The sequence below is a fragment of the Novosphingobium rhizovicinum genome (assembly GCF_040813635.1).
Taxonomy (GTDB): Bacteria; Pseudomonadota; Alphaproteobacteria; order Sphingomonadales; family Sphingomonadaceae; genus Novosphingobium; species Novosphingobium rhizovicinum.
In genome coordinates this window covers 1-14499 of the sequence record NZ_JBFNXR010000015.1, presented here as the reverse complement: position 1 = coordinate 14499, position 14499 = coordinate 1, and the positions used below count along the sequence as shown (strand labels likewise).

Annotated in this window: 12 protein-coding genes and 1 pseudogene; 9 read left to right on the top strand and 4 right to left on the bottom strand. The window is 61.4% G+C overall.

Annotated elements, in window-relative coordinates:
* The first annotated feature begins 75 nt into the window (after positions 1–75).
* The 9 genes and pseudogenes from ABUH87_RS01250 (at position 76) to ABUH87_RS01210 (ending at position 9297) form a co-directional block, all read left to right on the top strand.
* Positions 76–1245 carry an IS110 family RNA-guided transposase gene (locus tag ABUH87_RS01250; protein WP_367768160.1) on the top strand — a complete coding sequence of 390 codons (1170 nt, stop codon included), beginning with the start codon at positions 76–78 and terminating at the stop codon, positions 1243–1245.
* Positions 1246–1556: 311 nt separating this feature from the next.
* A pseudogene (locus tag ABUH87_RS01245) lies at positions 1557–1901 on the top strand (transposase); the annotation flags it as partial.
* Between the two features lie 733 nt (positions 1902–2634).
* Positions 2635–2910 (top strand): hypothetical protein, encoded by a 276-nt coding sequence (locus tag ABUH87_RS01240; RefSeq protein ID WP_367768157.1) that lies wholly within the window; start codon positions 2635–2637, stop codon positions 2908–2910.
* Positions 2907–3416, top strand: coding sequence for a hypothetical protein (locus ABUH87_RS01235; RefSeq protein WP_367768154.1), 510 nt, complete (start codon positions 2907–2909; stop codon positions 3414–3416). The genes ABUH87_RS01240 and ABUH87_RS01235 overlap by 4 nt, the downstream gene beginning before the upstream one ends.
* Positions 3417–3435: 19 nt before the next feature.
* Positions 3436–4212 carry a hypothetical protein gene (locus ABUH87_RS01230; RefSeq protein WP_367768151.1) on the top strand — a complete coding sequence of 259 codons (777 nt, stop codon included), beginning with the start codon at positions 3436–3438 and terminating at the stop codon, positions 4210–4212.
* Positions 4206–4577 (top strand): DCC1-like thiol-disulfide oxidoreductase family protein, encoded by a 372-nt coding sequence (locus ABUH87_RS01225; protein WP_367768148.1) that lies wholly within the window; start codon positions 4206–4208, stop codon positions 4575–4577. The genes ABUH87_RS01230 and ABUH87_RS01225 overlap by 7 nt, the downstream gene beginning before the upstream one ends.
* A gap of 321 nt (positions 4578–4898) precedes the next feature.
* Positions 4899–5708, top strand: a complete 810-nt coding sequence (locus ABUH87_RS01220) for a TrmH family RNA methyltransferase (RefSeq protein ID WP_367768145.1) — start codon at positions 4899–4901, stop codon at positions 5706–5708.
* Between the two features lie 321 nt (positions 5709–6029).
* Positions 6030–7718, top strand: coding sequence for an RNA-directed DNA polymerase (locus ABUH87_RS01215; protein ID WP_367768142.1), 1689 nt, complete (start codon positions 6030–6032; stop codon positions 7716–7718).
* Positions 7711–9297: a DNA polymerase gene (locus ABUH87_RS01210; protein WP_367768136.1), complete on the top strand. Its 1587-nt coding sequence runs from the start codon at positions 7711–7713 to the stop codon at positions 9295–9297. The genes ABUH87_RS01215 and ABUH87_RS01210 overlap by 8 nt, the downstream gene beginning before the upstream one ends.
* A gap of 202 nt (positions 9298–9499) precedes the next feature.
* Here ABUH87_RS01210 and ABUH87_RS01205 read toward each other — a convergent pair whose 3' ends face one another.
* From ABUH87_RS01205 to ABUH87_RS01190, 4 genes are all read right to left on the bottom strand, one after another.
* Positions 9500–12928, bottom strand: coding sequence for a DEAD/DEAH box helicase (locus ABUH87_RS01205; protein WP_367768132.1), 3429 nt, complete (start codon positions 12926–12928; stop codon positions 9500–9502).
* A complete protein-coding gene (locus tag ABUH87_RS01200) occupies positions 12915–13694 on the bottom strand; it encodes a Hachiman antiphage defense system protein HamA (protein WP_367768130.1) in 780 nt (259 codons plus the stop codon). The genes ABUH87_RS01205 and ABUH87_RS01200 overlap by 14 nt, the downstream gene beginning before the upstream one ends.
* 164 nt (positions 13695–13858) lie before the next feature.
* Positions 13859–14014 (bottom strand): helix-turn-helix domain-containing protein, encoded by a 156-nt coding sequence (locus ABUH87_RS01195; RefSeq protein WP_367768128.1) that lies wholly within the window; start codon positions 14012–14014, stop codon positions 13859–13861.
* Positions 14015–14064: 50 nt separating this feature from the next.
* The gene (locus ABUH87_RS01190) at positions 14065–14487 is read right to left on the bottom strand and encodes a hypothetical protein (RefSeq protein WP_367768163.1); all 423 of its coding nucleotides are present in this window, start codon (positions 14485–14487) and stop codon (positions 14065–14067) included.
* Between the last annotated feature and the right edge of the window lie 12 nt (positions 14488–14499).

Below are 14499 nucleotides of genomic sequence, written 5' to 3'. Positions count from 1 at the left end.
CAAGATCCCATGAGGGTGTGGAGAGCGACCTGCGCTGTGGCAGAGCGGGGTTACTGAACTCTCTGGAGATCAATCATGCCTGTCACAGCTGAACAATCTGCAGCGCCGGCCGCCATCCGTGTCGAGCTTGACGCAATTTTCGTCTCGTTGGAACTGAGCAAATCAACATGGCTGGTAACTTCGCTATCGCCAGGTGCCGCCGATAAAATGTCCCGGCACACGGTGGACGGCGGCGACATTGCTGGGCTGTTCGCCCGTATCGGCGAACTTCGCGACAAGGCGCTGGCCCGGACAGGCAGGCTCTATCGGATCGTGTCGATCCAGGAAGCTGGACTTGATGGCTTCTGGCTGCACCGTTCACTGGACCACGAGGATTGGATCGAAAGCCACATCGTGGACGCTGCCTCGATTGCCGTCTCTCGTAAGCGCCGGCGGGCGAAGACCGACCGGATCGACGGTGAGACCCTGATCCGGACGCTGTTGGCCTACAAGCGAGGCGAGCCGCGCGTCTGCTCGATGGTGCGGGTTCCAACCCCGCAGGACGAAGATCGCCGCAGGATCGGCCGCGAACGCAAGATACTGGTCGACGAACGAACGCTGCACATCAATCGTATCAAGGGTTTACTCTTTAGCCAGGGGATTCGAGGGTATGAGCCCGGGCGCCGTGATCGCCGCGAACGGCTTGAAGAGCTGCGCACAGGAGACGGACGCGATCTGCCCACACACATCAAAGCCCAGCTTCTTCGCGAACTCGGCCGCCTCGAACTGCTGATCGAACAGATCAAGGCAGTCGAGGTCGAGCGCGACGCGATCCTGGCGCAGGACAAGGAAGTCATGACCAACCCCACGGCGATGTTGCTCGGCATCAAGGGGATCGGGCCGGAATTCGCGACGATTATCCATACCGAATGTCTGTCCCGGCATTTTGCCAATCGCAGACAGGTCGCATCCTATGCGGGCCTGGCTGCGAGCCCCTGGCAAAGCGGCTCGATCAACCGTGAGCAAGGCATCTCGAAGGCGGGCAATCCACGCCTTCGAACGGCGATGGTGCAACTCGCATGGCTTTGGCTACGCCACCAGCCGGACTCAACGCTAAGCCGCTGGTTCCGCGAACGGGTCAGCCAGAATGCGGGTAGGCGCAAGGCGACGACGATCGTTGCCCTTGCACGCAAGCTTCTCGTCGCGTTTTGGAAATATGTGACGTTCGGTGTCGTCATTGAGGGTGCCACTATGAAAGCCGCCTAACGCAAACACGACTGTAAAGTTACTTCCATCCCCAGGGCCCGATCAGCCCTGACGGATCCAGGGGGACGAACCGTGGTAGTCCATGGCTCCAAGCAAGCCGTCTACAAGAATGGTCTCGTCCTTCTGAGCCCTTGCCCGCCGAAAGCGGGATAGTGGTGCAGCCGCTTCGAACGGCGACCGGATGTGAGGTTGATCAGGCTCGGACGCCGAGCCGCGTCATGCAATCGGGCTCGGACCTCGGATACCGTTTACGAACTTGGAGATGCACAATGTCATCATGATGCCATGCCTTGACGTGGAAGCCCTCATGTGAGGATTACCGTCGTGACGGCCCTGAACGCCAGAGCGTCATGACCCTCGCGACCGACGATTTTATCCGCCGGTTCCTGATCCACGTCCTGCCACGCGGCTTCCATCGCATCCGCCATTACGGGCTGCTGGCAAGCTCGTCGCGCAGAACCAACCTGGCGCATGCACGTGTGTTGCTCGAGGTTGCCGCGCCGCCTGACGAAGCTGTGCTTGGAGAGCCCGTCGATCCGCGGCCACCATGCCCCTGCTGCGGCGGGCATATGATCATCATCGAGACCTTCGAACGCTGGCGACAACCGCGAGCACCGCCGAGCCCTTCGCTGCCGCCCCCGGAGATTACGTCATGACCCGGCATGACCGGCTTAACATCCATCCTGCCAAAGCGTCGTGGCCGGAAACCAGGGCGCATGCCCTCGGTGAGACTGATGCTGCCGTGCCCAACCAGAACGGAGGCAGCACGCAACGGCTGTGCTGCGTTTTTCGGACAGGATGCCGACCACTTGGTCGCTATGCATCGCACCCCACCGACGGTCGCGGCACTCCGCGCAACGGCACCAACCCGAAATCCCCATAGCGTATCGCATGACCCCCGCGGGTCGTACTTGTAAGACTTTCGTACGCCTGCCGGCGCCCGAAACCCTTCGACAAAACCCGCCGTTCCCATGCCGCACGTTGAGCGTCAGCTTTTATCAGAACCCGACGTTTAGCGCTTCTTCGCGCGGCATGGCGTTACGACTGAAGCTGGGCCGATCTCGACAGGCGGCTTCGAGAAGTTGACTCAGGAAAGCGGCCGTTGCCGAGCGTTTAGCCCGTGTCGGCTCGCGGCCAGAGTCAGCCATTTGTCTGCGGGGCTTTGAACGGCAGCTTATTTCAGGACTTGCCATTACCGCAGGGCGATGCCGACCGAAAGCAACGTGTCCAATCTCTGTCGTTAAATGCCTTCATAGATGCTGTTCGTGAAGAACCTGGCAGTTAGGCTGTGAGAGGTCTACCGGCGCCGCCCTCTTTAAGACGATTGTCAGAGGACGGCTAGGAGTATATTTCCCGCAGTATCGCCTAGAGCGAAGAAGGGGGCACCACATGAATGAACTGATGAGCATCAAGATCTCTAGTGGCGGCGCGATAGAAACGTTCCCGATCACCGACGCGATGGTCGATGATGGGATTGGCTGGGACAGCATGGGCAATGACGCGGCACATGATGGTCAGGGCATCGGCCACGAAGCCGGCGATCACACCGGTCATGGCAGCCTCCTTTCCGACGGCACCGAGGGACTGAATGCCGTCGTTGTGGCGCAGCATGCCTCCGTGGCCGAGCTTATCGCGAGCCGCATGGGAATTCGTCGCCGCAAATGACTGACTTCGAGTGGCTGGGAATAGCAATTCTCGCCATCTGGTGGTTGGTAACGGTGGCTTTTCAGTTTGAGCCGCCGGGCCTGCGAACGATCAATTTTCACGGTTTCGTCCCGTCCTGCCGATTCTTCGCCCCTCGGCCGGTGGTGACGGACGCGCGCGTTTACTACGGTCACTTCGCAGAACCCGACGGTCCGCTTGGCGAGGCAATCTGGCAACCGATCATCGTAACCCCCGAGTCGCCTGCTCGGCCGCTGTGGAACCCCCATCAACGTCTTCACAAATCAATCCAGACCATTGTGAGGCAACTCGGCCGTCTCGAGGCGAAAGGGGCGAGGATGCCCCTCACTATACCCTACCTGCGTCTGCTCAACGTGGCGCAGGAACACTCGCGGGCCGCCTGTTCAGAGGGATACGTGCGATTTATCGTGACCCGCCATCGCGGCGTCGAGGAGCCGGGGCGATACATCGTATTCGTGTCCGAAGCGCACAGGATCGGCGATGTCTGACTGGACGGCGTACGACGTCATGCGCCTCGTCATCGCATTCTCGGCCATCGCTTCCATTGTAGGCAGTCTCGAGTGGGTGCGATTGCGTCGACACCTTCAAGACGAGCAGCTGTTCTCCTGGCGAATTCAGAGCGTCGTCGGGACACCATCATTCGCCCTGAACTATGTCTTCGCCTATCCGCGATGCCTGATGCTGCCCATTTTGCAGATCCTGTTCTCGCTCCCGCTGCTGGTTCCGGCAATGCCCGCGACGGCCGCCGGAGTGAGCGCCATCTGCGCCGCCCTGTGCGCGTTTCTTCTTTCGATACGCGGCGTGGACGGATTCAACGGCGGCGATGCCATGGCAAAGCTGGTATTGCTGAGCGGCGGCGTGTGCCTTCTGACGGGATCGGCGGCACTCATGAACGCAGGACTGGTCTTCCTGGCAGGGCAACTGGTTATCGCCTACTCGACGCCCGGCTTCTGCCGGATACTCGATCGCGACTGGCACACCGGAAAGCGAATCATGGGGGTCCTGCGTACCGAGACGTTCGGCCGCCCATGGGCATGGCAGCTATTGCGATCACATCCTTGGCTGGCGCATGCGGTCGGCTCCGGCATCGCGATCTGGGAAACGTTCTTCGCCGTATACCTCTTTCTGCCGCTGGAGCTCCTCCTGCCGCTTCTGCTAATCGGCGTGGCCTTCCATACAAGCAACGCCGTGGTCATGGGACTGAACATCTTCCCATGGTCGTTTATCGGCACCTATCCGGCGGTCGTCTGGACGGCGCTGTTTATCCGGGGTGCCATATGGTGAGCGATTTCGAGCCCGGCCTGGATGTGATCTACGATGGCGAATGTATCTTCTGCGCATCCTACACAAGGATGGTAAGACTTCGCCAAAGTCTGGGCGAAGTGCGCATGTATGACGCCAGGCAAACAGATATGGCGGTGCGCTTTCCGGAGGCGCGGCACTATGACCTGAACGAGGGCATGCTGGTCCGCTGGGAGGGTAGCTGGTTCCATGGCGCCGAGGCGGTGTGGCTCTTGTCCGTGCTGTCCACGCGCGCCCCTCTCAGATCGCTTCTGGCGCGCCGGAACGTTGCCCGCGCCCTCTATCCATCGATGCGCGCCGCCAGGAATCTGACGTTGTTTCTACGGGGCAAAAGGTTTCTTCAGTAACGGATTCTCGGTCTCGCGCACATCCGTGAAGGGAACCAAGTCGCTTCCTGTTCACTACGCGAATGTAGTGTCCGCTTTCAGACAATCGCGGGTCGATCTTCTATGGCCGGCATGAGACGCATAGCCGACTGGCTGGTTTGCGCGATCCCAATGGCGGGTTTCAGCAAAAGCCGCCGCTCACATCAACGACGCTGAATGTCTCGAGCTGGTCGGCTTCTGCCGCTTCTCGGGTATGCCAACGCTTCGGCAGACGCCGACAGAGCCGACGTTCGATGATCCCCCGAGCTTTCCCGAAAGCCGCCGCTCGTTCATACCGATTGGATGCCGGCCCTTATTGAAATAAGCGACCCCGTCGATCCTCGCATCGACATGTATCGTGAAATTCGGGAGCGAGACCTGGTGGGCCGCAAGGGGCTTTTTGTTGCCGAAGGCAAGGTCGTCGTCGAGAAGCTGACCGACAGCGCGCACCACCATCCGCTTTCCCTTTTGATCGCCAGCAAGCGGGTCGAGGCTCTCCAGCCGATCATCGCGCGCCTCGCGAGCGACGTGCCGGTCTATGTCGCCGCGCAGCCGGTGATCGATGCGATCGCCGGCTTTTCGATGCACCGGGGCATTCTCGCTATCGGTCGCCGCACCACCGTCATGGCGGCTGACGACTTGCTCGCAGCCTGCGAGGACCGGGCGATGGTTCTCGTCCTCTCCGGCATCGCCAATCACGACAATCTAGGCGGTATTTTCCGCAACGCGGCCGCTTTCGGCGCGGATGCAGTGCTGCTCGACGGCGATTGCTGCGATCCGCTCTACCGCAAGGCGATCCGTGTCTCGGTAGGGGCCACGCTTCTCGTGCCGTTCGCTCGGATTGTGCGACAAGAGAACATGATCGATTTGCTCGAACGGCATGCGTTCAGCCCGGTTGCGCTGAGCCCCACCGGCGCCGACCTGCTGAGCGACTGGCGACCCGGACCCCGAACTGCGGTCCTACTCGGCGCAGAAGGGCCTGGCCTTTCAGCCAAAATCATCGGACGCACCCGGAGTGTACGGATCGCTATGAGCGGCGGATTTGACTCGCTCAACGTTGCAACCACATCAGGTATCGTTCTGCACCATATCGCTTCGGTTCCTCCAAAATAGTGACGCAAGCAGCCGCCCCGCCGACTACCACTCCCGCCAACAAAGGCGACATTCGAAGGCTAAAAGTTGCTCCCTGAGACCTGCCCTCCATTCGTCTGGTTTTTCCGCAAGAGCGCGCGGCCGATCTGGGATTTCCGGTAATTTAAACATGGTGCCGGCCAACTTTAGCTTCCATCACAACCAGACATTGTGTCCGTAACAGGGCTTTCGACGGGTGGTGTGATCGGCTCGCGCGGCTGTTGCTGACGACCGGGTCGGGACGCGTTAGACAGGTGCCGCAGTATGGGGCTTAACCTAGCGGCACTGAGGGATCATTCTGGAATGGAAACCAGCGACGATGCTGACTATGTCCTCGATCCTGCCTTCTGGCTGAACGGACAGGCGCTCGGATTTCCAGTGCAGTTCGACCTTGTGCTGAAGCATCTCCGCCAGGATATGCGCGACGACTGGTACTTCGACTGCCTGCAGTACGACGATCTTTTCAAGCATCCAGGTGAGGCGAAGCGAATTATTATCTCGCTCCTGCAGGAGTGGAACGGCGTGTATCGCGGCACTCGCAGCGTCGTCCGAAACATACCGAAGAAGGGATATGGCGAGCGCTACGGTTTGGAGACTGACTTTTTCGATCGCTTCGTCTACCAAGCGATCTGCAGCTTTCTGATCCCATTCTACGACCCGCTCCTCGGCCACAGAGTGCTAAGCTACCGCTACGAGCCGGCGCCGCTGAACTCGAAGTATCTTTTCAAAAACAAGATAAACCGCTGGTTCACGTTCGAGGGCGTGACGCTGACCTTCCGCAGGTCAGGACGCCATCTGCTGGTTACCGACCTGAGCAATTTCTTCGAGAACGTGTCGCGCGTGCAAATTATAGACGCACTTGAGAGGGCAGTTCCTGACCTTGTGGCGACCGGGCCACAGAAGCTGCAGGTCCGCAACGCGATCGCTACGCTCGACCGGCTACTTACCCAATGGACGTTCAGCCGGGATCACGGCCTCCCGCAAAATCGCGACGCCTCCGCCTTCCTGTCCAATATCCTGCTTTCGTTCGTGGACAGGGAAATGACGAAGAAGGGCTACGACTACTACCGCTACGTGGACGATATTCGAGTAATTGCCGACTCCGAGCTGCACGCCCGGCGCGCGCTACAGGATCTAATCCGGCAACTGCGGATGGTTGGTCTCAACATTAACGCAAATAAGACCGAGATTCTCGCCCCGGATGTCCAGAGCGCGAAGATCGCAGAGTACTTCCCCTCGCAGGACAGCTCCACGATTGCAATCGACCAGATGTGGCAGTCCCGCAGTCGCCGCATCGTGACCCGGTCGGTAACTTATATCTTCGACATTTTAAGCCGATGCATCGCGGCCGGAGATTCGCAGACGCGGACCTTTCGCTTCGCAGTGAATCGGGTGGCAAAGATCGTTGAGTCAGGCCTGTTCGACGTGGGCGACGCGCTGTCGGTCGACCTGCTTGACACCCTGTCGCGCTCGCTGTCGGAGCACGCGGTCACGACCGACCAATATTGTCGGCTGATTGCTACCCTTGATCGTGACGGTCGCTGCCTGCCGGCATTAGAGGCGTTCTTGCTTGCAGAAGACGGGGCCATCCATGACTGGCAAAACTACAATATCTGGATGCTGCTCGCGGCGCGAAGACACCGGTCCGACGAGCTCGTGGCACTGGCCGACCGTAAGCTGCGAGAGGACATGAAGTCTGGCGAGGCGGCGGCCATTCTTATCTGGCTCCGTTGCGTAGACGAAAAGGCCCTTATCGAGATGTGCGTCGAAGAGTTCGGCTCGCTGCCTTATCAGAACGCCCGCTACCTCCTGATCGCCTCGTCGGTGCTCAATGAAGAGGCGTTGCGTCCCCTCTATGGCAATGTGCCCATCTGTCTGAAGGGGACTAGCATGAGAGCCGAAGGTCACTGCAATGAGGATGGCCTGCCGTTCGCCGTCCGGGAAAACACGGATCTGTTGAACCTTGTCGACGAGATCAGCGGCTATGATTGACCTGGAATTCAGGTTGATGCTCTTCATAAGGGACTTCACTGGCCGGGGAGCTGACTCTTTCTATTGGTTTTGTGATGGCCAGCTCCAGGAAACCGATGCCGCAAGCGTCGTCGGGTTCGCGGGGATTGTCGTGTGCCATGACTTCTGGATGATCCGCGACGCGCTGTTCGATAAAACGGGTACTCTCCCTGGTACTATCGTCGATGTGGACGAGCTCCGCATTTCGATCAGCGGTGTCCCCGAGGATCGGCTCGCCCGCGAGAAGCGCGACGTGACGACACAGCTCGAGCGGTACGGGGCGGAGAAAGAGGTCTGCGACACCTATCAGAGGATGTTCAACAAGGGCGTCGCGTTCGACGGGGATATCGCCGCCAAGGCCGCGACGGCAATCGCATCGATGTATCTCGACCTCTGCACGCAGGCAGCTGCTGACGGCGAGCTCGAACGCTTTTTCACCATTGAGGTGCCGGCATACCGCCTGCTTCAGCTCTCCATGTCAGCCGGGATCTCGATCGACACAGCCGGACTCTCGGAGAAGCGTTCGCAGGCGGAGCACGATTACTTCCTGTCGCTAAAGGACTATTCCGCTAAGCACGACATGCCGCTCGAGACGCCAAGCAGGCGCGCCATAGAGGCCAAGCTGCGTCTGGAAGGCTTCGAACTGGACGATGTCTCCGTCGAGTACCTTCTCGAGTTCGTGCCGCACAATCGCGACTTCGGCGGCGACACCATGGCACTGCTCGATCTGGACACTGCGCGCCGCGTGCTCGGATCCCTCACCCTGGCGAGCGACAGCACTCGCCCGGTCGTGGACGTCTTCGGCTCGCGCACGTCGCGCGTCCAACTGCGCACTCCCAGCCTCCAGAACATTCCAAAACGGTATCGGTCCATCATAAGCGCGCAGGATGGCGCCCAACTAAGTTATGTTGACTTCGATCAGTTCGAAGTCGGCATAATGGCCGCTCTTTCCGGCGACGAGGAGCTGAAGCGTCTATACGCCGCGGGCGACATGTACGATCTCTTTGCGACCACGCACTTGGGTCTCTTCGGCAACCGGAAGGCCGCCAAGCAGCTGTTCCTGTCTTACGCGTACGGGATGAGCCGGAAAGCTCTGGTCGACGCGGCCTTCTCGCTCGGAGTGGATCGTCAGAAGGCGAAGGAGGCATTCCGGCTATTCCAGCGGTACGAGAATTGGAAAAAGTCCCTATGGGCCGAATTCCAGCGAACCGGCCGCGTGGCCACCGTCCTCGGCAACCACTACCGAAGGGGCGGCGGGGGTCAGCTCACCGGCAAAGAACAGCGTTCGGCCGTCAGCCAGGTGGTTCAAGGAACGGCGTCCCTAATATTTAAGCGCGCGCTGCTGGCGGTCGCCTCCATGGGCGACGTAAGGGTCGTCCTGCCCATGCACGACGCGCTGCTGTTTGAGCACACGCTCGCTGAAACGCCCACCAAGGTTGTCGATGCCTTCGAGAACGTCATGACCGACGTGCTCAGTTCGCTAGTATCCGGGAAAGCGTCGATCAGCGATTTTGCCGAACGTGAGGAATCCTTTTCCGCTCCAAGGACCAGCGAACCCTGACAACGTTCGCCAACAACGCGGACACTTGATGGTCCAGATCGACTCTCCGAAACCCGCCCCTCGTTCTTCGAGCTGGTGCGCTAGGGCCGGAAAGGGCAGCTAGCCTCGTTCATGGCTATAGCTCTATCGCACGGCACCGAGAGCGCCGCGCCCATTGACGAGCGGCAACGCCTCACCTGGCCTGGTCAATTTGGGATGCACTTCAGAGTACCACGCCGCGGCCGAGCCGCTCGATGCGGAGTTCATCGACGCCCTCCATAATGCGCGCGGTAAGTAGACAGGGTTGTGTCATGCGCACGCTACCGGCAATCCGGGCGACCCGACGATAATCGGGCGTAACTAGCCAGTTTTCGCCCGCTGCTTCGTCACGCTCGACTCGATATAGTCCCGGCGCGACCGCCACCTGATCGATAAGCGCGCGGTCTGCAGCAACACGGTGCCAGCGCTGGATGGCGGCGCTGAGCGTCTCATTCCGGAACCGCTGCCACAGCGCTGCCGTTTCGGGAGTCGGCCAGTGTCCGGTATCGGTAAGAGCGACAACGGCATCGCTTTCCAACCACTCCCGCATGCCGGGACCATCAAGAAAATCGGCGCCGCCCGTTTGAACCGCAGCCATCGCGGCGCGGCGCGACGGCAAACCCGCGCGCACCAGCATCGACATCATGAAATCTGGAACGCCCGCCTCCAGCGCCGCCGCAGCGCCGCCGACGATGGTGTCCGGTTCCCAGCCAAGCGTCAGGCGACGCGTCCTGAGCGCTTCGAGCGCCCAGACCAGCCTGTAGGTGAACACATCCTCGACCAGCTTCATATTGTCCGCGCCGATCGCGCCGACATCCGCGCCGGCAACCCACGCGCGCAGCACAGCACGCCAGTTGCCCGGAAGCGCTGCATCCGGCGTAAACGGTCGGATGGCGAGCAATCGTTCGGCGAGCGCGACCAGCGCATTCCCCAATGCTTCGGCATCGCCGCGCAAGGCAGCGAGATCGCCTTCGTCGACGAGCGCCGCTAGCTCTTCCGCGATCGCATCGAGCGCAAGCCCCGCTTCGAGACCAACCCCCATCGCGAAATGACCCTGACGCTGCAGTGGCGTCGTCGAGTTCCAGATCAGCTTGGCGCGCGTTTGCAGGATGAAACGATGGTTGTTCCGCGCTGGGTCGCCCTCCCGGTCGACCTGCCGGGCCCAGAGTGATCCCTGCAGCGCCTCGTCCAGAAGCCGGGGCAAATCGTCGCTGTCCGAGTCGAGCGCCTCGACCAGCCCGAACACGGTCGCGTCGAGCTTCTCGACGAGTTGCGACAAGGGTTCCTGCTCGACGGCCTTGTCGGCTTCCTCCCCGTCGTCGGTGGCATCCGCCTCTTCCTCGGGCGTCTGCCAGCCTTCTCGCGAGTTGGTGAGATATTCGACGGCGTCGTCGCGATCGAAGACGCCTTGGGCGGCCATGCGCTCGACGATAAGGTTGATGATCTGGATGAGCCCGCTGCGCAGCTCGCGATGCCGCGCCGAGTTGACCAGCCCCCGCCAGATGCCGAGCCGCCAGTCGTTCTGATCGAAAATGACGTGGAGGACGAGGCCCTCCACATCGATGAACGCACGGCCCGCCCGGCCGGCGACGTTCGCGAATTCCTCGCCCTTGATGAGCTCGCCGGCCCGATACAGCGAAGGGGCAAGCAGTACGGCCGCATTCAGATTGAGACCCTGTGACAGTGTCGGCGACGCCACGGTCACCTTGAGCACGCCCTCGGCAAGCAGCCGTTCGATCTCGCGCAGGAACGGATTGGGAAGCCGACCGTGATGGATCGCGACGCCGAGTCTGAGGCAGCCGACGGCGGGGTGATCTTCGCCGAGCCACTCCCGCCCGATCTCCAGCGCCCGGGCGATTGCGGCTTCATTATCGAGCAGGGGTGGGAGATAGCCGCGCGCGCACAGGTCGACGATCGTCGCGCCATAGCCGATGACCGAGTTGGCCTGCGGCTGGAAGATCAGCGTGCGCTTGTCCTGCTCCGCGAATTCCCACGCGGCGAACAGAGTCAGTTCCTTGGTGTTTGTCGGTCGCGCCTTTTGGTGTGGATGGATTGGGTCAGCCAGTTCGACGAACCGCGCGACCCACGGGCCATCGGCCTCCAGGTCGAAGCACAGCTTGGCCGACTGCCCCTGCCAAGCTATCGTCCCGAACCGCTGCCGGGTCGGCCGCCAGTCGGACTCCACCGCATCGCCCGGCGCGTCGGACCGAATCCACGCGGTAAGGTCCGTCAACGGATCGCCGCCGGGCAGGACCGCCGACAGGCAGATGATACGACGGTCGGCATTATCCGGCCGGCGCAGCAGCCGTTGTACCAGGATCTCGTACCGAATCTCACGCTCAGTAGGGCCGATCAAATGACCCTCATCGAGAACGATCAAACCGACATCGTTGATGATCGTCGGGTCGGAGCGAAGCGCGAAGTCCAGCTTCTCGGGCGTCGCGATGATGATCTTATGCGTGCGCAGCGCATCTTCGTCGCCCGGCGACATGCCCGATGCGCCGTATAGCGATGACACGGTGAAACCGAGCGGAGCAAAACTGGTGCGGAACGAGCGCTCGGTCTGCGCCGACAAGGCACGGAGCGGCGTGACGATGAGCACGCGGCGCCCTGTCGAGAGCGTCATCAAGGTGGCGATCTCCGCCACCCTGGTCTTACCGGCGCTGGTCGGCAGCGCGACGACAAGATCATCGGTCAGGTCGCTTGATCGCCGCGCGGCCTCGCGCTGCGAGGGCCACAGTTCGACTTCGGCATTCTTGCGCGCATAGAGCGAGCCCAAGAACAGCCGCCGCAGGTCGGGATAATTCTCTTTGCCGCCGAGCGGCGCATCATACGGTAGATTGACGTGGAGCGAGTGCGACCAGAGATCGTCGATCAAGTTTCGGCAGAGCCTCAGCAACCACCATGCCGGGACGACACCAGCGTTGGACGCCAGATCAAGGCCGGCATCGAGCAGCGCAATCGCCTCGACGACCAGCTCCGCCTCACCGGCTTGGAGAGCAAAGTCGTAATAGGCCAGCGCGCGGCAAACCGTCGAGTTCAGGATTTCAGTGATGGCCTCGTCGGTGTCGATATGATGTTGTTCGAGTGCGAACCACAGACCGTCGTCGCTAAGACCGCCATCAGTCAGCCGCTCGCGCACGTGGCGCCGCAAGCCGTCGAGATCACGCAGCATAAGGAGGATCAGGGCGGTTTCAGCCGGGCTTTCGTTGAAGCCACCGGCGCGGTCCCCGAACAGCGAGAAGGCAATCGCCGAGAATCCCGCGAGATGGTAGGCGGCGGCGGCGATCGTGCGATAGAAGCTGCGCGTCGCCGAATCCGGCGTGCCATTCCGCACCAGCGCCTCGAAAGCATTGGCCGCGAATTCAAACCCCTTTCGTCCGATCTCGCTTTCGCCGGCACGTTCCTTGAGCGCCAATGCGGCCCGCAGAAGTGCAAAGCCGTATTCGGCAAGATCGGTTTCGATCGTGCGGCCGAGCGGTGGCGCATCCGCAGGAAGCACGCCTTCGCGGCGGATAATCGACCAGGCAGCCCCGCGCTTGAGAAGGCCGCCCCACACCCCGTCCTTGGTCGCCTCGACGAGGAAAGCGATCAGTTCGTCAGGCGTTTCCAAGCTTGGCTGCCTCGACGAAAACGGTCCCGATAAACTCGCCATGATCGGGGACGCAGAGGTTGACGCTATACTGGCTTCGGTCGCTGCCGGCGCCGTCCAGGTCTGCCTTCAGCGACGGCGGTGGTGCGTTGCCCGAAAGCGTGAAAAGCATGTGATCGATGCGGCCGGGTGGCAGCGATTTCTGACCGATTTCGTCGCGTAGAGCCCGGCCCAGCGCCTGGTCGGCGGGGTCGTTGCTGTCGAGCAGGCGATCGGCGACGAAGAGCAACGATTCCGGCGTGCATCGCCCGTCGTCACGGTTCAGCGCTTCCCGCCCTTCGGTAATCGCAGGTTTGGCGAGCTCCTGGCGGCTCTTTGACTCGCCCTTGAGGAGGCGGAGCTGGCTGCCCTCCGCCACGACGACGCCGATGAAGTCATCGCCGCGCAGCGCCATGTTGCGACCGTCCTTGAACCGGAGACGCTTGACCGGGATACGGAACCCAAGCGTGTCCTCAGCAAGTTCGGACGCGAGGATTTCACCGAAGTCGCCCGATCGCGCCCGTTCGTCGGTGGGCATTCGCGTGCGCAGAATCTCCGCCGCCTTCTCATATCCGAGCCGTGCCGCATCGGCGGCGATCCGGTCGAGATGATCGTAATGGGTTCTGACGGTCTCGAGCAGCAGCGCCCATATCTGTTCGCGCCCGCCGGCCTTTTCGGTCAGCAGCCACAGACGCTTACGGCCCGTCACCTCTTCGGCGCAAACGCACCAGTCCCAATATAATGGCATGCACCCTCCAGCGGACCTTATGGCAGCTTCTGGGCCCGTCGCAAAACGCCTGGAACAGCGTCAATCGGGCCCGACGCCACCGATCAGCCCCGAGGTGAACGAAGAGCGGCTTTGCGCCTCCTAAACCCAATAACCGACTTTCCGGAGTGTCCAACGAAGCCGACTTACCGGGTTGGGAGTTCAACAAGCGCCTTCAGCTGCGATACTGGTATGACGGTGACGCTTCCGATTTTTACGATCTCAATCGTTCCGTCAGCGATGAGCTCGTAAAGCTTGGACCGACTGATGCCGATCATCCGGCAGGCTTCAGGAATGCGCACAGCGAGCGGCTCCATCATCGGCAGCGGCGCTGCGCTTGGCTCTTGCCTCCTCACTGGAGCGACCTCAGCTTGATGAGTGCCGGATCGGAGGTACTCTTAGCCGGCTTGCCTGCCAGCCGGTCCGCCACCTCGTCGACCAGCTCGGCAAACAGCTTCGCACCGACAGCCTGAGCTGCACTGGACGGCGGCGTCTGCGCCGAAGAGATCAGCTGGTGACGCACAACCCGAGCCATGATCTCCCAGACGAGCGCTTCGTTGCGGCGGAGCCAGTCGATGTTGCGCTTGATGCGCGTGAGCCGCGCGCCGATAGCCTCATCAGTTCTGGGCGCCTGCCGCCGCGTGAACCAGGCATCGAGCGCTTCGACCAGGATTTCCGACCGCGCCTTGCCCGAACTCTCCGCAATGTGCGCGAGCCGCTTGCTCATGTCCTCGGGCAAGAACAGCTGGTGACGGGTCTTGTAGGTTCGGGCCATGGCACCTGCTCG

Excerpts from the sequence above, each read along its gene's own strand:
- ABUH87_RS01200 (WP_367768130.1), bottom strand. The coding sequence starts at position 13,694 with ATGCCATTATATTGGGACTGGTGCGTTTGCGCCGAAGAGGTGACGGGC.
- ABUH87_RS01225 (WP_367768148.1), top strand. The coding sequence starts at position 4,206 with ATGGTGAGCGATTTCGAGCCCGGCCTGGATGTGATCTACGATGGCGAA.
- ABUH87_RS01240 (WP_367768157.1), top strand. The coding sequence starts at position 2,635 with ATGAATGAACTGATGAGCATCAAGATCTCTAGTGGCGGCGCGATAGAA.
- ABUH87_RS01215 (WP_367768142.1), top strand. The coding sequence starts at position 6,030 with ATGGAAACCAGCGACGATGCTGACTATGTCCTCGATCCTGCCTTCTGG.
- ABUH87_RS01190 (WP_367768163.1), bottom strand. The coding sequence starts at position 14,487 with ATGGCCCGAACCTACAAGACCCGTCACCAGCTGTTCTTGCCCGAGGAC.
- ABUH87_RS01210 (WP_367768136.1), top strand. The coding sequence starts at position 7,711 with ATGATTGACCTGGAATTCAGGTTGATGCTCTTCATAAGGGACTTCACT.
- ABUH87_RS01235 (WP_367768154.1), top strand. The coding sequence starts at position 2,907 with ATGACTGACTTCGAGTGGCTGGGAATAGCAATTCTCGCCATCTGGTGG.
- ABUH87_RS01220 (WP_367768145.1), top strand. The coding sequence starts at position 4,899 with ATGCCGGCCCTTATTGAAATAAGCGACCCCGTCGATCCTCGCATCGAC.
- ABUH87_RS01250 (WP_367768160.1), top strand. The coding sequence starts at position 76 with ATGCCTGTCACAGCTGAACAATCTGCAGCGCCGGCCGCCATCCGTGTC.
- ABUH87_RS01230 (WP_367768151.1), top strand. The coding sequence starts at position 3,436 with ATGCGCCTCGTCATCGCATTCTCGGCCATCGCTTCCATTGTAGGCAGT.